Source organism: Nostoc sp. DedQUE09 (assembly GCF_034530915.1).
Lineage (GTDB): Bacteria > Cyanobacteriota > Cyanobacteriia > Cyanobacteriales > Nostocaceae > Nostoc.
Window position 1 is genome coordinate 60,968 of the sequence record NZ_JAVRCE010000014.1, and the last position, 21,000, is coordinate 81,967.

At 42.9% G+C, this 21,000-nt stretch carries 13 protein-coding genes; 6 read left to right on the forward strand and 7 right to left on the reverse strand.

All coding sequences use genetic code 11. The features are described from left to right. Positions 1-49 precede the first annotated feature (49 nt). Together RMY27_RS11615 and RMY27_RS11620 are read right to left on the reverse strand one after the other, a co-directional pair. Positions 50-724: a response regulator transcription factor gene (locus RMY27_RS11615; protein ID WP_322663293.1), complete on the reverse strand. Its 675-nt coding sequence runs from the start codon at positions 722-724 to the stop codon at positions 50-52. Position 725: 1 nt separating this feature from the next. Further along, positions 726-1,829, reverse strand: a complete 1,104-nt coding sequence (locus tag RMY27_RS11620; RefSeq protein ID WP_322663294.1) for a HAMP domain-containing sensor histidine kinase — start codon at positions 1,827-1,829, stop codon at positions 726-728. Positions 1,830-2,208: 379 nt separating this feature from the next. Between RMY27_RS11620 and RMY27_RS11625 the strand changes: the two genes are divergently transcribed. The 6 genes from RMY27_RS11625 (at position 2,209) to RMY27_RS11650 (ending at position 8,425) form a co-directional block, all read left to right on the forward strand. Then, a complete protein-coding gene (locus RMY27_RS11625; RefSeq protein ID WP_322663295.1) occupies positions 2,209-2,490 on the forward strand; it encodes a hypothetical protein in 282 nt (93 codons plus the stop codon). Positions 2,491-2,517: 27 nt separating this feature from the next. Next, the gene (gene kdpA, locus RMY27_RS11630) at positions 2,518-4,203 is read left to right on the forward strand and encodes a potassium-transporting ATPase subunit KdpA (protein ID WP_322663296.1); all 1,686 of its coding nucleotides are present in this window, start codon (positions 2,518-2,520) and stop codon (positions 4,201-4,203) included. Positions 4,204-4,255: 52 nt separating this feature from the next. Beyond that, complete coding sequence (kdpB, locus tag RMY27_RS11635) at positions 4,256-6,325, forward strand: potassium-transporting ATPase subunit KdpB (protein ID WP_322663297.1); 2,070 nt, start codon at positions 4,256-4,258, stop codon at positions 6,323-6,325. A gap of 35 nt (positions 6,326-6,360) precedes the next feature. Next, positions 6,361-6,582 (forward strand): potassium-transporting ATPase subunit F, encoded by a 222-nt coding sequence (locus tag RMY27_RS11640; protein ID WP_322663298.1) that lies wholly within the window; start codon positions 6,361-6,363, stop codon positions 6,580-6,582. Further along, positions 6,582-7,163: a K(+)-transporting ATPase subunit C gene (gene kdpC, locus RMY27_RS11645; RefSeq protein WP_322663299.1), complete on the forward strand. Its 582-nt coding sequence runs from the start codon at positions 6,582-6,584 to the stop codon at positions 7,161-7,163. The genes RMY27_RS11640 and kdpC overlap by 1 nt, the downstream gene beginning before the upstream one ends. A 140-nt stretch (positions 7,164-7,303) precedes the next feature. After that, positions 7,304-8,425, forward strand: coding sequence for a universal stress protein (locus RMY27_RS11650; protein WP_322663300.1), 1,122 nt, complete (start codon positions 7,304-7,306; stop codon positions 8,423-8,425). A 232-nt stretch (positions 8,426-8,657) separates the two neighbouring features. Here RMY27_RS11650 and RMY27_RS11655 read toward each other — a convergent pair whose 3' ends face one another. The 5 genes from RMY27_RS11655 to metH all read right to left on the reverse strand — a co-directional run bounded on the left by RMY27_RS11655 (position 8,658) and on the right by metH (position 20,493). Beyond that, complete coding sequence (locus RMY27_RS11655) at positions 8,658-11,861, reverse strand: GAF domain-containing protein (protein ID WP_322663301.1); 3,204 nt, start codon at positions 11,859-11,861, stop codon at positions 8,658-8,660. Between the two features lie 1,004 nt (positions 11,862-12,865). After that, positions 12,866-13,102 carry a 50S ribosomal protein L28 gene (gene rpmB, locus RMY27_RS11660; RefSeq protein ID WP_322663302.1) on the reverse strand — a complete coding sequence of 79 codons (237 nt, stop codon included), beginning with the start codon at positions 13,100-13,102 and terminating at the stop codon, positions 12,866-12,868. A 252-nt stretch (positions 13,103-13,354) separates the two neighbouring features. Beyond that, on the reverse strand, positions 13,355-15,340 hold the full coding sequence (htpG, locus tag RMY27_RS11665) for a molecular chaperone HtpG (protein WP_322663303.1): 1,986 nt from the start codon (positions 15,338-15,340) through the stop codon (positions 13,355-13,357). A gap of 222 nt (positions 15,341-15,562) precedes the next feature. Further along, complete coding sequence (locus tag RMY27_RS11670; RefSeq protein ID WP_322663304.1) at positions 15,563-16,204, reverse strand: class I SAM-dependent methyltransferase; 642 nt, start codon at positions 16,202-16,204, stop codon at positions 15,563-15,565. Positions 16,205-16,965: 761 nt separating this feature from the next. Then, positions 16,966-20,493: a methionine synthase gene (metH, locus tag RMY27_RS11675; protein WP_322663305.1), complete on the reverse strand. Its 3,528-nt coding sequence runs from the start codon at positions 20,491-20,493 to the stop codon at positions 16,966-16,968. Positions 20,494-21,000 lie beyond the last annotated feature (507 nt).

A 21,000-nucleotide genomic window follows, 5' to 3' on the forward strand; every position in this document is an offset into this window, starting at 1 on the left:
AGAGAAAAAAGCTTAACTGAACTGTATTGCCAGATACCTACATTTATTTCTACACAAGTCCCTTAATTAAACTTTTTTGTAGAGCAACAACAACAGCTTGAGCGCGATCGCGCACTTCTAATTTCTGCAAAATCGCATGAACATGAACCCTCACAGTCCCAGGTGTGATGTAAAGTGCCAGAGCAATTTCTTGATTAGTTTTTCCGGCTGCCAACAGTAACAAAATTTCTTGTTCGCGTTGGGTTAGGGGGTTGGAAAGTTTTGAGATATTTTCTGAGTTAGGTTCGCCAAGATCAGATGCAAAAGTAGAACGAATTTCTTTGGTTGCAGTTTCATCCCACCAAGATGCCCCAGCAGCGACAGAACGAAGTGCCAGCACTAATTTTTCTGCTGCCACTCCTTTGAGACAGTAGCCTTGAGCGCCTGCTTCAATTAATTGGGCAATTAGAGACTTTTGCGAGTGGGAAGTCAAAACTAAAACTGGTAACTGAGGATTTTGCTGCTTAATTTGACGACAGGCCTCTATTCCCCCAATTCCTGGCAATCCCACATCTAGTAGCACTACATCGAAAGATTTTTGGTTAATTAACTCAATAGCTGTTTCTCCATCTTCGGCCTCAGCGATAATCTCTAAGCCAGTTTCTTGTTGCAATCGCACGTGCAAACCTAAACGAAAAAGTTCATCATCTTCTACTAGGAGAATTTTGATTGGGGTAGATGGCATCTCACACAGTAAGAGAAGATTGAGATGGGTAAACGGGGAGCTTGAAAGCGAACATCGCACCAATAGGTACTCTGTTCTCTGCCCAAATTATACCGCCGTGGGCTGCAATAATTTGCCGAGATAGGTAAAGCCCTAATCCAGAACCTTTAGCTTGGCGTTGGCTATGTCCCTGGTAAAATCGTTCAAATAAATGGGAGAATTGTTCAGGTACAATACCTGCACCGGTATCTAAAATTTTCACTACTTGATAGGAAGCTTGCGGTTCTAATACCACTTCCACACGCTCACCGCGCCGAGAATGGTTGATAGCATTAACTAAAAGATTAGTCAAAACTCGTTGAAGTTGCAAAGCATCACCTTTAACCCATAGTGATCGCCGCCAATCAGAGTCACCATAGTTAAGTGAAAGATAAACGCGACGGCTAGCTGCTAACTCCGAGAGAGTACTAGCAGCTTCTTCTGCCAAAATAGCCAAATCTACAGGTGCTAAGTTGAGTTTTAAGCCTTCTGTATCATTGCGATAGATATCCAACAAAGTTTCTAGCAGTTGTAGGGAAGTTTGATGACTACGCGTCATTGTAGATAAAACTTTTTTCTGTGCCGATGAGACAGCACCAAATTTTTCTTGTTCAAAAGCTTTGAGAGTTTCAATTGCTCCCAGCAACGGAGTTTTGAGATCGTGGGTGAGAGTAGAAGCAAAATCTTCACGCACTCTAGACAGTTCCTCTTGAGCTTCTAGTTTGGCACGAGTCAGGGCGATCGCTTCTTCCGAACGACGTAGGCGATCGCTCAAAACACCTGTGACAATCAATGCGATCGCTGCGATCGCTCTACTGGCGATCATAGAAACCTTCATGACTTCACCACCTGGCATTACAAGATTCAGCATGGTTAGGCATACTGCAACGAAGGTAGCTTGAAAAGTGCCACGTCTCCCTAACCAGGAGTTTGCTAACAAAATGGGCCCTGTGTAGAGATAGCTAAACACATATTCAGTTGGTGTAGAGTAGTCCAGAATTAGTGCAACTACAAATAAACCCGCAATTAGCAAAGATTTGCCTAAAGGCGATTCTTTATGAAGTGATCTAACTTTCAAATCTACCATTTAGGGCATGATGGTTAATTTTTTTTATTATTTTAACTAAAAACCATATTTACCTAAATTAATTATACCAAATTATTAACCAATAAATGAAGTGTTTACCTAAAAATAAACGTTTTAAACATTTAATATATAGCGTTTACTAATCACATGAGGTACATCATATTCCCCTCCTCGCTTGCGGGGAGGGGGTTGGGGGTGGGGTTCTTGTACCTCACTCAACGGAGAACCGCTGTATATTGTTTCATAAACACTCTAAATAAAAAATAAACGCTGTTTTATACCTTTCTATTACTTGTTTTAGCTCATAAATTAGTTGATGATATTTAGTAACAACTAGAGAACATTTTTCCTATCGTTCTCTTAATTACAAAAATGCGTTATGGCATTAGCTTTAACAAGTGTAAAAATTGTGAGCAACAGCTGCCATTGTGGCAAAGCTTTAACTAGCTTATTATTGCCAAAAAATTGCATATTTCTCGGCATTGTTAGAAATAATCAAGTCATCCTAGCAAGTGCTGAACCCATCATCTGGCATGGAGATTATGTACTAGCTGTTGCTTTAAATTTAGCCTCAGTTCCCCTGCTAAATTTTGTCCTTAACAAAAAGCATCCAGTTCTCTATTCAGCTAAAGAGTGTTTCATCAAAAATTCGACAATATAAAAATGTATCAGGAGCTTTTTTAAATTCATGTTACAAGGATGGATGCAAATTGCTTTGACATTACTGATAGTCATAGCAACTACTCCCTTACTGGGGAAATATATAGCTCGTGTTTTCATGGGAGAAAAAACACTCCTTAATGCAGTAATGAATCCCCTAGAAAAAGCTATTTATGTCTTTAGTGGTATACGTCCCCAAGAAGAAATGACAGGTTGGCAGTATGCCAAAGCAGTACTGTATAGCAATCTCGTCATGGGGATTTTAGTTTATTTAATCCTGATGCTGCAAAGATGGTTGCCGCTGAATCCTACAAATTTAGGTGCGCCAAGTTGGGATTTAGCACTGCACACTACACTTTCCTTTCTCACCAACACAGACCAACAGCATTATTCTGGTGAGACAACCTTTAGCTATGCTAGTCAAACTTTCGCCCTTGGGTTCTTGATGTTTACTTCAGCGGCGACTGGTTTAGCAGTAGGAATTGCCTTTATTCGTGGTTTAACTGGTAGACCATTAGGCAACTTTTACAGCGATTTGATTAAGTCAATCACGCGAATTTTGTTACCCATATCTGTGATTGGTGGCTTGTTATTAATCTTGGCGGGTGTACCAGAAACTTTGGCAGGCCCAGCCACAGCAACCACCTTAGAAGGTGCAACTCAAGTAATTGCCCGTGGCCCAGTTGCCCATTTTGAAATTATTAAACAATTAGGAGAAAACGGTGGTGGCTTCTTTGGGATCAACTCAGCTCATCCTTTTGAAAATCCCAACGGCTTTACGAACTTATTAGAAATGTGGGCAATGATTTCTATTCCCACAGCACTGATTTACACTTACGGCATATTTGCTAATAACCGTAAACAAGCATGGCTAGTGTTTTGGATGGTCTTCGTCATCTTTGTATTTTTAATAGGTATTGCCGCAGTAGGTGAATTTCAAGGAAATCCCCTTGTTAACCCACTATTGGGAGGACAACAACCCAATTTAGAAGGCAAAGAAGTACGATTTGGATGGGCACAAACAGCATTATGGGCAGTCATTACTACAGCAACTATGTGTGGTGCTGTTAATGGTATGCATGATTCCTTAATGCCTACAGGTGGATTTGCAACTCTTTTTAATATGTTTTTGCAAATTATTTGGGGAGGTCAAGGAACTGGCACAGCTTACCTATTTATCTATCTAATTTTGGCGGTGTTCCTGACTGGGTTAATGGTGGGACGGACACCAGAATTTTTAGGACGCAAAATCGAGAAATCAGAAATTGTTCTAGCCAGCGTTGTCTTATTAGTTCACCCCTTTGCTATTCTCATTCCTTGGGCTATTACCTTCGGTTTTCCTGATACCCTTTCAGGTATTAGTAACCCAGGTTTTCATGGTGTTTCCCAGGTAGTTTACGAATACGCTTCCGCCGCAGCGAATAACGGTTCTGGCTTTGAAGGATTAAACGATAACACTCTGTGGTGGAACCTCAGCGCCAGTGTCAGTATGTTGGCAGGGCGTTATATCTCAATTATTGCACTGTTACTTTTGGCGGATAGTATGTCCCGCAAGCAACTTGTTCCTATGACCAGCGGTACTCTCAGAACTGACACTAGACTCTTCACAGGAGTTACAAGCGGAGTAATTTTAATTCTTGGCGCTCTTACCTTCCTTCCCGCACTTGTTTTAGGCCCCATAGCAGAAGCATTTCTGATTGCCAGAGGTGGATAAATATTCTCTTGTTTGCGCCTGTGCCTAATTTTTTTAAATTAATTAATCACCAATGACACCATCTACAAAACCGCGACAAGAACGCAAACATACAACCAAAGCCAAATCAGCCGGACTTTACAAGCGCGCATTTCAGCAAGCATTTGTTAAGCTGTATCCGCGTAATATGCTAAAAAATCCAGTGATGTTTGTAGTTTGGTTGGGTACGATTATCACAGCACTGGTAACAATTGCACCAAACTTATTTGGCCCAACACCTGGTGACAATCCCAGATTATTCAATGGTTTAATTACGCTGATTCTGTTCTTAACCGTTGTCTTTGCCAACTTTGCTGAAGCTGTAGCTGAAGGACGAGGCAAAGCTCAAGCAGATGCCTTGCGATCGGCAAAATCCGATGCTAAAGCCAAAAAACTCCTTGCTGATGGTTCCATCCAAGAGGTTAGTTCTACAGCCTTACGTCGTGGCGACCAAATCAAGGTAATTGCTGGGGATATTATTCCTGCTGATGGGGAGGTGATTAAAGGTGTTGCCTCTGTAGATGAATCTGCTATCACGGGAGAATCAGCGCCAGTATTGAAAGAACCAGGCTCAGATATTGCTAGTTCCGTGACTGGAGGAACGCGTATCACCTCCGATGAACTGATAATTCGGGTGACTGCTGACCCAGGTCAAGGCTTTCTTGACCGCATGATTAGTTTAGTAGAAGGAGCTTCTCGCAGCAAAACACCCAATGAAATCGCCTTGACGGTTTTGTTGGCAGTTCTCACTCAAGTGTTTTTGGTTGTGATTGCCACTTTACCTACAGTGTCAGTCTACATTAATTCGCCTATTAGTATTGCCGTACTCATAGCCTTACTTGTGGCACTGATTCCTACGACTATTGGCGGATTATTAAGTGCTATTGGGATTGCTGGGATGGATAGAGTTGCCCAGTTTAATGTAATTGCTACTTCTGGACGAGCGGTTGAAGCCTGCGGGGATATCAACACCTTGATATTGGACAAAACAGGTACGATTACTTTGGGAAATCGTTTGGCAGAGGAATTTATTCCCGTTAACGGTCATTCTATGGAGAAGGTAGCAAAGGTTGCTCTAGAATCAAGCATATTTGATGAAACTCCAGAAGGAAAATCCATCGTCAAACTGGCAGAAAAATTAGGGGCAAGATTAGATTTTGACCCCGAACAAGCAGAAGGCATCGAATTTTCTGCCAAAACGCGGATGAGTGGCACTGATTTACCCAACGAGGTGCAAATTCGTAAAGGTGCAGTGGACGCAATTAAAGGATTTGTGCGATCGCGTAATGGAAAATTAACTCCTGAACTTGATACCACCTTTGAACGAATTTCTCGATTAGGCGGTACTCCATTAGCACTTTGTAAAAATGATGTGATTTATGGTGTAATTTATCTCAAAGACATCATTAAACCGGGTATTCGAGAACGTTTTGATCAAATGCGGCGAATGGGAATTAAAACCATTATGCTGACCGGAGATAACCGTATTACTGCATCTGTGATTGCCGAAGAAGCAGGAGTTGATGACTTTATTGCCGAGGCTACACCTGAAGACAAAATTGAGGTAATTCGGACAGAACAAGCCCAAGGTAAACTCGTAGCCATGACTGGAGATGGTACTAATGATGCCCCAGCTTTAGCTCAAGCAAATGTAGGTGTAGCAATGAATACAGGTACTCAAGCAGCAAAAGAAGCTGCTAATATGGTAGACCTAGATTCTGATCCTACTAAGTTAATTGATATCGTCACTATTGGTAAACAATTACTGATTACCCGTGGCGCACTCACCACTTTTTCTCTTGCTAACGATATCGCCAAGTATTTTGCCATTCTTCCTGCAATATTTTCGGGCATTGGTGTTGGCACTCTCAATATTATGGGTTTGGCAAGTACCCAATCTGCGGTTTTATCAGCTTTGATTTACAACGCCTTAGTGATTCCAGCACTCATCCCCTTAGCACTCACTGGGGTTAAATTTCGACCATTAACCGCAGATAAACTTTTACAACGCAATATCTTTATTTATGGACTTGGTGGCGTTCTGATTCCCTTCTTTGCCATCAAAATAATTGATGTTTTGATTGTGTCCATAGGTCTAGCTTAGTCCAAAACTCTGCATTCCAATTCACTATTTTAATTATGAAGAATGTATTTGACTTTATTGGTGAAAAACCAAATCGTATTCCTTTATCTCTATTTTTACTGCTTTGCTTGAATGTACTTCTAGCACCAGCAGTACAAGCCGCAACACCGTTCGCAATATCACGTTCTGCATCTTATGCTATTGCCCTTTTAGGACTCATGACTTTGAGTGTGAGCATTTATTTGTTCGTAGTCATTTTTCAACCGGAGAAATTCTAATGAGCCAACTCAATAAAGCTGTTCGTTCTACTTTAGCTTTGTGGTTACTAACAGCCTTTCTCTATCCTTTATTCATGCTATTTTGTGGACAGATAGCATTGCCTTTTCAGGCTAACGGTAGCTTAATTACTAATAGTCAAGGTACAGTTGTAGGCTCTGCCTTAATAGGTCAACCCTTTAATAGCGATCGCTATTTCTGGAGCCGTCCCAGCACTGTAAAATACAGCATAGCCCCAGAAGTTGCAAAAACTGGGGTGTCAGGAGCTAGCAACCTCGCACCCAGCAATCCTGAACTCCTCAAACGCATTCAAGTGGAAGTAGCACGGCTGAAACAAGCCAATATACAACCAACTGCTGATTTAGTTTATACTTCCGGCTCCGGTTTAGATCCTCACATCAGTATTGCAGCAGCCCAAGCACAGGTGCGGCGTATTGCCAGCGCCCGTAATCTGAATCCAGCCCAAATTCAAACTCTAGTATCTCAAAACATCGATGGCAGATTCCTGGGAATTTTTGGTGAACCTGGAATCAATGTTTTGCAGCTAAATATAGCTTTGGATGCTTTACAGCCTGCAAGTTAAGTTCTTGAAGGAGTCAATCAAAAACGCGATTAATTGCTCTGATTACAGTCCCAATAAACGATTAACTCAAAAAAAGTAACCCTCTCATTTTCTCCCAGCTTTCTAAATTAACTATTGTCAATTTACCTAATATCTTGTTAATGATTCATTCTCATACCCCATCTCCTGATAGTTCTTATATTCGTCCTCACCGACGCGGGAAACATAAGATTTTTATTGGTATGGCTCCCGGTGTCGGCAAAACTTACAAAATGCTGGAAGAAGCACATCAACTCAAACAAGATGGAATTGATGTAGTTATCGGTGTCTTAGAAACTCATGGACGCAAAGATACGGCAATGAAAGCTGCTGGAATAGAGGTAGTTTCTCAAAAAGCCTGCATCCATCAGAACGTCACTCTACAGGAAATGGATACAGACGCAATTTTGCAACGCTCTCCCCAACTGGTTCTAGTGGATGAACTTGCTCATACTAACGTTCCTGGTTCTCAACGAGAAAAGCGTTATCAGAACGTGGAAGTAATTTTGTCCGCTGGAATTGATGTTTATTCCACTGTCAATATTCAGCATTTGGAAAGTTTAAATGACCTAGTTGCAAGAATTACAGGTGTGGTGGTGCGAGAGCGTATTCCTGATTATGTACTTGATGAAGCTGATGCTGTGGTTGTCATTGATGTTACTCCAGAAACTTTAGAAGAGCGCTTACAAGAAGGGAAAATTTATGCTCCTGAAAAAATCGAGCAATCCCTGAAAAACTTCTTTCAGCGTCGTAATCTTATTGCTTTAAGGGAACTAGCATTAAGAGAAGTAGCAGATACAGTTGAGGAAGAAGCAAATACTTCCAACTTAGTAGGACAAAGTTGCAATGTTCACGAACGAGTTTTAGTATGTGTATCTACTTATCCTGATTCCGTGCAGTTGCTACGTCGAGGCGCACGCATCGCCAATTATATGAATGCGCGACTGTATACTGTGTTCGTAGCAGATCCCGAACGTTTCCTTACCAAAGAAGAAAGTTTACATATCGATATCTGCGAGAAATTATGTCGAGAGTTTGGTGGCGAATTTTTACACTTCAAGAGCCAAAATATCGCCAAGAAAATTGCTCAAGTTGCAATAGATTATCACATTACTCAAATTATCATTGGTGAGAGCCAGCAGTCTTCATGGAAAAGATGGCTCAAAGGTTCTTTCACACAAAGATTGATGGAGTTAATTAGGCATCAAAAAATAGATTTACATATTATCGCTACCGATAAATGATTAAATATAAGATAGTTCGTCATTGCGTTGGAGTCAGCCTTCGCAAAGCGTCTCTAAGAGCTGCGATCGCAAAGACTGAGATTGCCACGCTTCACTTCCTTCCGCTCGTAATTACTACATCTTATATTTAATTGCGTCTACTTCCTTAATACTGCCGTGATCAAAACAGTGCTGAGGGCAAAGTGATAATTTTTCAGGTGAGTTGGCAAAAATCATCACTTTGCCTCTTTGCTTATTCTTGGTCTAATCCGTTGACTTTAGCTACTGATTTTCTAGCTGCAATCTGACGAATCGGCAACTCAATCACAAACTCTGTACCTTTACCAAGTTCAGATTGGCAGTATATCTTGCCGTTATGTTTTTCTGTAACTATCTGATAGCTGATAGACAATCCCAATCCTGTACCTTTACCGACAACCTTGGTAGTAAAAAATGGATCGAACAGTCGAGAAAGAACTTTTTCATCCATGCCGAGTCCGTTGTCGACGATGCGAATGACAATCCAATCTTTATTGAGCAGGGAGGTAGAAATTTTGATTTTGCTGGGGTTTTTTGCCAGTGCTTCAGAAGATTGCTGCGTGCTTCGTTCTTCTAATGCATCAATGGCATTGGACAGCAAATTCATAAATACCTGATTCAACTGCCCGGGATAGCATTCTATTAGAGGTAAAGTAGCATAATCTTTACTGACATGAATGGTAAAACTATCGGCTGAGGGCTTTAAGCGGTTTTGCAAAATCATCAATGTACTGTCGATGCCTTCGTGAATATTTGCTGGCTTGAAGTCAGCTTCATCTAGGCGTGAGAAGTTCCGCAAAGAGGTGACAATTTCGCAAATGCGCTCAGTACCAACCTGCATGGACTGAAATAATTTAGGTAAGTCCTCGAATAAATACTCTATTTCAGCTTTATTGAAAAACTCTTGGATCTCTGGTGCAGCATCGGGATAATGATGCCAAAAAAGCTCCACATAACGAAGTAATTCTTGCGTGTATTGGTGAGCGTGTTCTAAGTTGCCGTGGATGAAATTAATCGGGTTATTAATTTCATGGGCGACTCCCGCCACCAGTTGCCCCAAGCTAGCCATTTTTTCAGCATGGATAATTTGCATTTGGGCAGTACGCAGTTCATTCAGTGCCTGGGCGAGTTGATTCGCTTCTTCACGAGTTTGACCTAGCAAACTGGATTGTTGAAACAGGTTGGCTTGACGCAGCGCTACACTGAGTTGAGCCGCCACTTGGGTGACAAATTCCAATTCAGCTTCTTCCCAATGACGTGTATGGGTGCATTGATGAATGCACAACAACCCCCACAGTTCATCTCCTTCCATCAATGGCACAATAATCTGTGCTTTGACTTGGAATCGCTCAATCACATCCAGATGAGGTACTTTAGAGCCAACGCTGTTGACATCAGATATTACTTGGACTTGCCCTTGGCGATATTGCGGTGCGTATTGATCGCCAAAGCAATAGTCTTGCACCTTCACGGCGAGGGCAGAATCGAACTTGGGCAACACATCTTCAGCAATAAATTCACCACTGCAAAAACCAACATTAGGATCGAAGCGGAAAATGCCAACTCGATCTGTATTTAGCGATCGCCTCACTTCCTGTACTGTAGTCTTAAAGATCGTCTCCAAATCCAAAGATTCCCGAATTTTGACGACCAAATCAAATAAAATCCGGCGCTGTTCAGCCGATTGTTGCAGTTCATCAGCGCGAGTTTGAATTTGAGTCACCATTTGAGAACTTTGCAGTGCCACTCCTAGTTGGCTAGCAACCTGTCCTAAAAATTCCACTTCCACACTATCCCACTGGCGCGGTGCAGAATGTTGATAGGCTGCCAGCAATCCCCACAAATTCCGTCCTACAAAAATTGGAGTTAACGCGTAGGCGCGAATTTTGAACTGCTCCAAAATCTCTAGGTGACAGCGCGAGTGTCCAGCTTGGTAAATATCCTCTACGGCAAAATTTTCGTTGTTGCGGTAGCGTCCGCCTTTGGTTTCTTGGAGGTGAGTATCCTCCCAAACTAGATTTTTGCCAAAGGGATTGATGCTGTCCCATTGTGCCTCAACCATACCGAAATTACTGACGAATTCACCACTCCAGTCTTGATTGAAGCGATAAACGCCAACTCGCTCAACTCGCAGCAGTTTACATACTTCTTGGCAAGTAGTTTTTAGAATTAAATCAATATTTAAAGAGGAGCGAATTTTCCCAACCACTTCAGTTAATGCTCGTTGCCGAGCGATCGCATCTTGTAGGGCAGAAGCTTGTTGTTTCGACTGAGCCAAATTCTCGGCTTGCTGAATCGCGACTCCCAATTGTGCCCCTACTTGTCCCAGGAATTCTACTTCGTAATTTGCCCATTGACGCGGCCCGGAGTGTTGATAGGCTGCTATCAATCCCCACAGTTTTGGCCCGATGAAGATGGGCGCTAAGGTATATGCCCGAATCTTGAATTGCTCCAGAATATCGATGTGACAACGCGAGTGTCCGGCTTGGTAGATGTCGTTGACAACAAAACTTTCGTTATTGCGGTAGCGTCCACCTTTCGTTTCTTGGAGGTGGGTATCTTGCCAAACGAGATTTTTGCCAAAGGGATTGATTCTATCCCACTGCGCCTCTACCATACCGAATTGGCTGACAAATTCGCCGCTCCAGTCTTCATTAAAGCGGTAAATTGCTGACCGCTCTAGCTTCAGGAGTTTGCAGAGTTCTTGACAGGCAGTGTCTAGAATAATTTCGGTATTCACAGAGGAGCGAATATTTCCTACTACTTCCGTCAAAGCACGTTGCCGTGCGATCGCATCTTGCAGTTCTGCTGTGCGTTGTTTGGTTTGTTCTAGGGTTTCTGTCTGCTGCATTGCTAGACCAAGATGGCTGGCAGCTTGAGCGAAAAATTCAACTTCGTGAGGACACCATTGCCGAGGAGCGGAATGTTGATAGGCTGCCAGCATTCCCCACAATTTTGCACCAATAAAAATCGGTGCGATCGCATACGCCCGAATCTGAAACTGTTCTAATACTTCAATATGACAGCGAGCGTGCCCTGCATCGTAAATGTCAGCTACAGCAAACGGCTCATTTTTGCGATATCGTCCGCCTTGGGTTTCTTGCAAATGCGAATCTTGCCACACCAAGTCCTGTCCAAAGGCGGTCAATGCATCCCAAGGATGTTCTGCAAAGCCCAAGCGATCAATAAAACTACCGCTCCAATCTTCATTAAAGCGGTAGATTGCAACTCGCTCAATCTTCAATTGCCGACAAATATCTTGGCAAGAAGTCGAACATAGAGATTCGATGTTTACAGATGCACGAATCTTAGCCAGAATCCTCGCCAATATTTTTTGATATTGAACCGTTAGCTGTAGCTGTTTGTGACACTCTTGCAGGTCTAAGTGTTTTGATGCTTCATAACTGTTCGCTGTCATAAATTATAAATAAAATAGACTACCTGCTTTCAGTATTCCCTTGTTTATTTGTAATTGCTCAACTAGTCTTGGTTAGTGGAGAGTCTTGATTACTTGTAGTTTACTCTGCGGTTTTTAGTTTATGGATTTTATTTCATAGCTTTACTATCAAGGCTTATTTTGCCTAGTTCTATAGTCGTTTTAGGTCGGGTAGCTTTTCTATTTATTTAGGTAATCTCTATCTCAGCCTCTTGTTAATAGTGTTGAGCAATTACAAAATCAATTCATCATTAGTTTTGGGTATAGAGGGTCTAACTTTAATTATGAAAAATAGAAAACTGGTAAGTATTTTTATTTAGAGATACCGCGATTTACCCGTAGTGTAAAAATTACATAAATAACTCATATTGATTGCGTCAAAAAGCTCAGTATAATTCAAAGAGTCTTCTTTATTTTGCCTCTTGCCTGCTAAATCAACGTGAGTTCGATGAACCTCTCCCTCCCAACCTCCCTCTCCCACGGGGAAAGGGAGGAGCAAGGAGAAATTAGGGTTTTGGTTCCCCTCTCCGTGTCGGAGAGTTGGGGGAGAGGTCAAAAAAGGGCTTGTCGAACTCACGTTCAGTTAAGCTAATCCATACATATAGCCGTAGTCACATAGGTTAGGACAGTGTTGATTGCTCAAAGGCTTGAAACGACCGGGTTCTTACTCAGCACTCAGCACTCAGCACTCAGCACTTTGCTATAGCAAGCTTTTTGCGCTTTTCTATCCGTCGAACTCACGTTAATAAACATTAGGGGCGCACAGCTAGCTGTGCGCCCCTAAGAATCACCTATAGCGATTCCCAATTGCATAGAATACAAACCTAACCCCCAGCCCCTTCCCTACTAGCGTTGGCGAGTAAGATTCAAAGCCTCTCTCCTTTTAGGAGAGAGGTTTGGAGAGAGGTCAAAACTGTACTGTACCCAAGCAAGAACCGCTATATATTCCAACCTACAAAAGTTTCGGGCTATGAAATCTGGATTACTTAGTAATGATTCAGGTTAATCCCAGCTTCTTTTGCCATTGCTTCTAACCCATTAATTTGTAGGGTTTTAATTGCTTTAGTAGACAACTTTAATCTTACCCAGCGATTTCCGGCTTCCCACCAAACACGCTTGTCTTGCAGATTAGCCTGCTGAAGGCGTTTAGTACGGCGGTGGGAGTGGGAAACAGCAAAAGCGTTATTTGCCTTCTTACCAGTTAGTTCACAGCGACGGGACATAGCAACTATCTCCAGATTGTTATTTTATTAATACAGCCTTTCCATTTTAGGTCTTAGGCAGCAGAAGTGGGGAGATGAGGAGGGGGAGCAGAGGGGCAGAGGGGCAGAGGGGCAGGGGAGCAAGGGAGCAGGGGAGCAGGAGAGCAAGGGGGCAGGGGAGCAGGGGAGCAGGGGAAAAATAACTCCTAACTCCTAACTCCTAACTCCTAACTCCTAACTTCCTACTCAGCACTCAGCACTCAGCACTCAGCACTATTTACTCGCTTGTTCCGTCAGCTTGGTGAGTACCTCATTCGATCGCTCGACGAAGGATTTCATTCCTTCAGCGTCAAATCCTTTCTGAGACATCAGCGCTAAATCGTAAACGTGTTGACAAATCAAGTTGACTAACTGATCTGTAGATGATTCACCGTTACCTTGGATAATACTACCTTGGTTCAGATTAGCCAGATTTTGAATTAGCGGGTGAGCAGTATTCACCAGCAAAATGTGATCTTCGGGAAACTCTGCTGACTGCTGCTGCATCATGGCGTTCATTTCCCGCAGGCGGCGAAGAATCTCTGGTAAAAGCACGATCGCAGGTGGTGTACCTTGAGGATCGTCTGATTTCAACGCTTCGGTGCGGATGTTGAGTTTGGGTTTGTTGAGGGATTTCTCAAATAACTCTTTAATCGTCTCGCTCCGAGTTTTGTTCGTCTTGGGATCGACAATTTCCTTATCTTTATCTTGTTCCAGCAGAGTGTTATCTAAATCTGAGTCTACGCGCGTAAACTTGACATCCTGATATTCTCGCTCTAGGAAGTTGATAAAGTGGGTATCGATGAAGGAGTCCATAAACAGGACTTCCAAACCTTGATTTTTGTGCAATTCTATGTATGTAGCTTGGGTTGCTTCATCGGTGCTGTAGAAAACCCGGTTTTCGTTGCGTTCTTTGTTGCGTTCTAGATACTCTTTCAGCGTAGTATAGGGAGCGCTGGGTGCTGAGTCAGAACTGGGTGCAGGAGTGACATCTTGCCAAGCATCCCCGTCTGAAGATTGGACTTCAACCACTGGCGTTTCAGCAGCAACTTTTTCTGTTAACTTGGCAGTGGTGCGGAAGACGATGATATCTTCGATTTGTTTTTTGAATTTCTCGTCGTTGAGAACGCCGAATTTTACGAAAGTGCCGAGGTCTTTCCAGGCGCTAATGTATTGTTCACGATTATCGCGGAAAAGTTCTTTGAGGCGATCGCCTACTTTTTTGGCAATATAATCACCAATTCTGCGCACGGTGCGATCGCCTTGCAAGGCACTACGCGATACGTTTAGGGGAATATCGGTACTATCAATCACACCCCGCATCGGCATCAGAAATTGCGGGATAATTTCTTCGCAGTTGTCACTAACAAAAACTTGATTGCAAAATAGCTTGATCTGCCCTTTGGTAACATCTACATCCGGTCGCATTTTCGGGAAATACAGAATCCCGTTGATGATAAAGGGATAGTCTGTATTTAGATGTACCCATAACAAAGGTTCTTCTTGAAAAGGATACAGGTAGCGGTAAAACTCTAAATAATCTTCTTGAGTCAGATTACTCGGAGACTCTCGCCACGGTGCTTTTTGCTTATTTATTACTTCGCCATCTAGTTTAATTGGGACTGGCAAAAAGTCGCAGTATGTCTTGACAAGATTCTTAATTCGTGCAGATTCGAGAAATTCCTCTTCTTCCCCTTGCAGGCTGAGAATAATAGTAGTACCGCGAGTTGTTCGGGAAGATTCTTCGAGAGTGAAAGCTGGGGAACCATCACAAGTCCAGTGAACCGCCTGCGCCCCTTCTTGATAGGAAAGGGTATCAATTTCTACCTTTTGCGCCACCATGAAGGAAGAGTAGAAACCAAGACCGAAGTGGCCGATTATCGGTTGATCTGATTTGCCTTCATATTTATGAATAAATTCTTCAGCACTAGAGAAGGCAACTTGATTGATATATTTCTTAACTTCATCTGCGGTCATTCCGATGCCGTTATCGGAGATGGATAGAGTTTTTTTATCTTTGTCAATGGCAATTTCAATTTCTGGTTCGCCGATATCTCCAGCATAATCGCCGGCGCGGGATACCATTTTTAGCTTTTGGATGGCGTCTACAGCGTTGGATACCAGTTCCCGCAAGAAGATTTGGTGATCTGAGTAAAGCGACTTCTTGATGATCGGGAAAATATTCTCAGTATGAATACTGATAGTGCCTTGTTCTAGCATAATTGGTAATTTTCGATGTTAGTATCTGAAACGATGATAGTAGGTAATACAACCTAGCCCTCTGTTTTCCAGGATAAACCCGGAGAACACAGAAGGGCATGATACCAATTAGGATTTTAAAAGCATAGCTTAGGCGATCGCACGTTTTTTGAGCATTGTTTGCCGCCATTTTCTGATTCGGATTCCCCTACTTCCGACTCTCCACTCCCTACAGATTGCTGTTTAAGTATTACTAGAATTCTTCTCCAACACCAAAAAATAATGGTAGGGATAACTGGGATCGATAAATTCTTGCTTAACAGTTAACCCAGCTTTGGCAACAGAGTTTAAAATCCGCGTTTTCGGATATCCTTTCAAACCCATTTCCCAGCAGTGTTCGTCACATACTGGCGTTGTACTCCAGAATTTTGGCACATTGAATAGTAAATGCCTTGGTCTGCCTGAGAAAGAGGTTTTCACCTGAAACGAGAGGTATTGAGTGCAATAGGGAATCGAAATCACCAAAAATTTCTTGGTTGCAATAGCAAGTTTTCTCAATGCTTCTTCTGACTGAGGGTAGGGAAAGTGTTCCAGAACTTGAAACAGGACAATCGCATCAAATTTATCTTTTGGTAAGGAAAAATCTGTAGTCAAATCCAAAATTATTTCTGGTTTGAGGCTGGGGTCAACATCAGCAGTGGAAACGTTGTATCCATTATTCTTCAAGATATCTGTTAATAGAGAATTAAAAATCCCAATTTCCAGAACGTTTTTTACCTGATTACCCAGCGAAAAAATTAGACGCAACTGGTGATGATAACTGATGAGGCGATTTTTGGATAAATATTCTGAATTTCTAATATCTAACGAGCTGATGAGTTGCATAAATAAGCCTACCTAAGCTGAGAGATTAACAAAATTGGTGGGTATACAACTACAGGATTCCCGGAACAATCTTCAAAGTAACAGTACCTTGTTTCGTTTGTATACACTACATCTCCTAGAAGGCTACGGTGTACACACATCTTGGTAATGAAGCCCAAACTCTGGATTTACCCCCCTTGTAAAGGCTACGGTGTACACACAAGTCTGAAATAGCTGAAAAACCCAAGTTTTTACCCCACCCTAACCCTCCCCGTATGTATTGGGGAGGGAAATAGATTTTCCGGCATCCCCCCAATGCATCGCAGGGCTGTTTCATTCGTTCAGATCGCGATTTTGTCAACAGTATCAGCCAAAAATTTGAGTAAGTTGGTAATCGAAAAATTACGGCTTCAACCGATAAATTTAAGTGCGATCGCCTGGTTTTTGTCTGAATTGGATTGTTAACAACCTGATTTTTTTGACTGATACGCTTGTAAATTAAGGACTTTTAGGGAATGAAACAGCCCTGCCAATGCATCGGGGGGATTGAGGGGGGTCATTTGACTTGTGTGTACACGGTAGCTTGTAAAGGGGGGAAATATCCGGTTCTCCCCTTTGGTAAAGGGGGAAATATCCGGTTCTCCCCCTTAGCAAGGGGGAGTTAGAGGGGGTGAGAAGGACTTGTATACACACCGTAGCCTAGAAGAAGAGAGGCTTTGAAAGGGGATTTTCCAGGGCGAAATATCACTAACACCGAGGCTATTGCTTTAACGAGTAAGATTCTACGCGCTAAAGTATTTGGCTAACGGGTGATAGGTAATAATCGCAGTGGTAGACTGTTCTGGATAAAGTTGTTCGCTTTCATCCATATACAAGTTAATCCTGTCAGTCTGCAATAACTCCAGTTGCTTGTACTGATCCTGAATATTTGGACAAGCTGGATACCCAAAACTATACCGCGAGCCACGATAGCGTTGTGCTAATATATCCCGAATATTGTCGGGTTCCTCAGCAGCAAAACCTAACTCTCGGCGTATTCTAGCGTGTGTCCATTCAGCTATAGCTTCCGCCACCTGCACCGCCATACCGTGGAAATACAGATAATCGGTGTATTGATTGTCTGCAAACAGCTTTTGAGCGAATTCTGTGGCAATTTCCCCTACAGTCACCGCTTGCATTGGGAAGACATCAATAATTCCCGACTCCTTTGGTGCAAAGAAATCTGCTATGCACAGCCGTCTTAAAGACTTTTGTCTGGGAAACTCGAAAGTTGCAATCTGTTGTGATTGGTTTTCTGAGTCATATATATGTAGAGAATTTCCCTCGGCTTGACAAGGGAAATACCCATAAATCACCTGGGGATGCAACAGATTCTCGTCAATAATTCGCTGTTTCCAACTTTCTAAAACTGGGTAGACTTTCTCAGCCAAGAAAGCCTGATATTCTTCCTTAGATTGTTCCTTTGGTTTGCGGAATTGCCACTGTCCAGCAATTAAAGCTTGCAAATCTAAATGCCAGAATATTTCCTCGATGGGAATATCACTAGGCTGCAATAACTTCGTTCCCCAGAAAGGCGGCGTTGGACGTTCAATATCTACAGCTACGGCTTCGGAACGTCTTGTATCTACTTCTTTTAGTTCAGCAGACGTTTCTTCAGCAGTTGTAGCTTTTGGTTCTTTGTTACCATTTGTTAAAACTTCAGCCGTTTCCACTTCATTCAAAAATCCTTGCAAATCTTCCCAGTTATTAGTTGCCTTTGCTGGCATTAATTTATCCATGAAGTGCAAGTCAGAAAAGGCATCTTTGCCATAAACGACTTTACCTTTATAGGTATTTTGGCAATCTTCATACACAAATTTGGGAGTCAGCGCCGCACCTCCTAAAATTACAGGGACACTAATTCCCTTCTCGTTAAATACCTCCAAATTCTCTTTCATGAAAGCAGTGGATTTTACCAGCAAACCACTCATGGCTATACAATCAGCTTTATGCTGTTCGTAAGCGTTGATGATATTTTCCACTGGCTGCTTAATTCCCAGGTTAATCACCTTGTAGCCGTTGTTGGACAAGATGATATCTACCAAGTTTTTACCAATATCGTGGACATCGCCTTTAACTGTGGCAATGATAAAGGTTCCCTTAGCATTGTTGCCTGATTCTGATTTTTCCATGAACGGTTCTAGAAACGCTACCGCCGCTTTCATGGTTTCCGCAGATTGCAAAACGAAGGGTAACTGCATTTGTCCAGAACCGAATAATTCCCCGACAACTTTCATGCCATCTAGCAGGAAGGTGTTGATAATTTCTAAGGGGGGATATTCTTCTAAGGCTTTTTTCAGATGTTCTTCTAAGCCAATGCGTTCGCCGTCGATGATATGGCGTTTGAGACGTTCTGGGATGGGGAGACTTTCATCTAAGGAGCGATCGCGCTTAGTTGTCACCCCGGCAAACGCTGTGGTAAGCTCTCCCAAGGGATCGTAAACGCAAACATCACCCTCAAATTTCCGTTCATCATAAATCAACTGACGACAAATTTCTTGATGGCGGGTGTCAATCTTCGATAACGGTAAAATTTTGTTAGCGCTGACAATGGCTGCATCCATTCCCGCCGTTGTAGCTTCGTGCAAAAATACCGAGTTCAGCACCATCCGCGAGGCTGGAGTTAAACCAAAGGAAATATTGGAAACACCCAGAATTACATGGCATCCAGGCAATTCTTCACGTATGCGCCGGATGGCTTCAATTGTGGCTTTACCGTTTTCTCGATCTTCTTCAATCCCGGTGGAAATTGGTAAAGCTAGGGTATCAAAGAATATTTCTGTGGGTGGTATGCCGTATTCTACAGCTTGGCGATATGCACGTTGGGCGATCGCAAACTTTTTGTCTGCTGTCCGCGCCATCCCATCTTCATCGATAGTACCAATAACTACACCAGCACCGTACTTTTTCGCTAACTCCAGCACTTTCAAAAAGCGCGGTTCCCCATCTTCGTAGTTGGTGGAGTTCAGCAAACACTTACCACCGGCAACCTTTAAACCCGCCTCCATTTTTTCCCATTCGGTGGAGTCAAGCATTAAAGGTAATGTCACATTATTAACAATGCGCGAAACTAATTCGTGCATATCACGCACACCGTCACGTCCCACATAATCGACGTTGACATCGAGGATGTGTGCGCCTTCTTTAACTTGCGCCCTCGCCATTGAAACGAGTCCATCCCAATCTTCGGCGTTTAGCAAATCGCGGCATTTCTTGGAACCACTGGCGTTGAGACGTTCGCCAACTATCAAGAAGGAATTATCTTGATCGTAGGGCTGAGTGGTGTAAATTGATGCTGCTGCTGGTTCTAAACTTGGTTGTCTAACTTTTGGCTTCAGACCTTTAGCTACTTCTGCCAATTGTTGAATGTGTTCTGGACGCGTCCCACAGCAACCCCCGATCACTTGGACACCCAAATCTTCAACAAAATGCATCAGCGACATCCGTAATTCTAACGGTGTCAGGCGGTAGTGCGCTTGACCGCCAACGTTTTCAGGTAAACCTGCGTTGGGTATACAGGAAACGATGAAAGGTGAATGTTCTGACAGATACTTGATATGTGGTTTCATCAAGTCTGGGCCTGTGGCGCAGTTTAGACCGAGAATATCTATTGGGTAAGGTTCCAGAATTGTTAGCACAGCACTGATTTCTGAACCAACCAACATTGTGCCCATGCTTTCCATTGTCACAGACACCATCAACGGTCTGCGATCGCCTTTTTTGGCAAACACTTCTTCAATGGCATTCAGCGCCGCCTTAATTTGCAGCACATCTTGGCAAGTTTCCACTAAAAATAAATCGACACCACCATCCCACAGTGCCTCTGCTTGTTCAGCAAAGGTAGCTTTCATGGTGTCAAAGTCAATATGTCCCAAGGTTGGAAGTTTCGTTGTCGGGCCGATGGAACCTGCCACAAACCGGGGTTTTTCTGGTGTGGAAAATTCCGCCGCCACACGCTTCGCCAATTCTGCGGCTGTCTTGCTGAGGTAGTAGGCTTGGTCTGCCAAGTCATATTCTGCCAGCACCAGAGACGTACTGCCAAAGGTATCCGTTTCAATTACATCTGCACCAGCAGCAAGAAAGTCGCGGTGAACCTTAGCGACTGCTTCGGGTTTCGTGTGGACTAAGTATTCGTTACAACCTTCATACTGTGGGCCGCCGAAGTCTTCAGCAGTCAGGTTTTGGGTTTGTAAGTTGGTTCCCATCGCCCCATCGAAGACGAGGACTGGGCTATCTGGACTACGCAGGCGTTCAAGGAAAGGATGAGTCATATTTTCCTAGAAGAAATGAGGAAATCAAGTGAGTCATGTGATACTCGACTTACTTTATTATTTTCCAAGATTGTGATATTTTCGGCATCTTTTAATAAAGTCTGTTTTGCTAAAACTCACTATTCGCTCATTTTGACCTGATTTCTGAAGATTGGCGACGACAGAATTATGCAAAAGCGCCCTCAGATCATGTCCGCTTGATCCGCATGTGAGTTTGAGCGATCGCCATCTCTGCAACGATATCAAGTAAGAGTCAAGCGATCGGACTTCTAGAATTATCTTAGCCGATGGCTACGGCAGTAAAATACGCTTTTTTTGCACAATTGTACACATTCTATAGATGTGTACAATAAAATTGCCGTGCAAAACAGAACGAAAATAATGCGTCGCCGGATTAACATCACCTTGTCAGATGAGACAATTGAACTAATCGATTGAGTTATTGAAAAAGGCGATTCTCTGGACAAGACGCTAGGCGATCGCAGTCGATTCATTAACTAAGCTGTG

Bases quoted from the DNA above. Each gene is read 5' to 3' on its own strand.
- RMY27_RS11615 (WP_322663293.1), bottom strand. From the start codon at position 724: ATGCCATCTACCCCAATCAAAATTCTCCTAGTAGAAGATGATGAACTT.
- RMY27_RS11620 (WP_322663294.1), bottom strand. From the start codon at position 1,829: ATGGTAGATTTGAAAGTTAGATCACTTCATAAAGAATCGCCTTTAGGC.
- RMY27_RS11625 (WP_322663295.1), top strand. From the start codon at position 2,209: ATGGCATTAGCTTTAACAAGTGTAAAAATTGTGAGCAACAGCTGCCAT.
- kdpA (WP_322663296.1), top strand. From the start codon at position 2,518: ATGTTACAAGGATGGATGCAAATTGCTTTGACATTACTGATAGTCATA.
- kdpB (WP_322663297.1), top strand. From the start codon at position 4,256: ATGACACCATCTACAAAACCGCGACAAGAACGCAAACATACAACCAAA.
- RMY27_RS11640 (WP_322663298.1), top strand. From the start codon at position 6,361: ATGAAGAATGTATTTGACTTTATTGGTGAAAAACCAAATCGTATTCCT.
- kdpC (WP_322663299.1), top strand. From the start codon at position 6,582: ATGAGCCAACTCAATAAAGCTGTTCGTTCTACTTTAGCTTTGTGGTTA.
- RMY27_RS11650 (WP_322663300.1), top strand. From the start codon at position 7,304: ATGATTCATTCTCATACCCCATCTCCTGATAGTTCTTATATTCGTCCT.
- RMY27_RS11655 (WP_322663301.1), bottom strand. From the start codon at position 11,861: ATGACAGCGAACAGTTATGAAGCATCAAAACACTTAGACCTGCAAGAG.
- rpmB (WP_322663302.1), bottom strand. From the start codon at position 13,102: ATGTCCCGTCGCTGTGAACTAACTGGTAAGAAGGCAAATAACGCTTTT.
- htpG (WP_322663303.1), bottom strand. From the start codon at position 15,340: ATGCTAGAACAAGGCACTATCAGTATTCATACTGAGAATATTTTCCCG.
- RMY27_RS11670 (WP_322663304.1), bottom strand. From the start codon at position 16,204: ATGCAACTCATCAGCTCGTTAGATATTAGAAATTCAGAATATTTATCC.
- metH (WP_322663305.1), bottom strand. From the start codon at position 20,493: ATGACTCATCCTTTCCTTGAACGCCTGCGTAGTCCAGATAGCCCAGTC.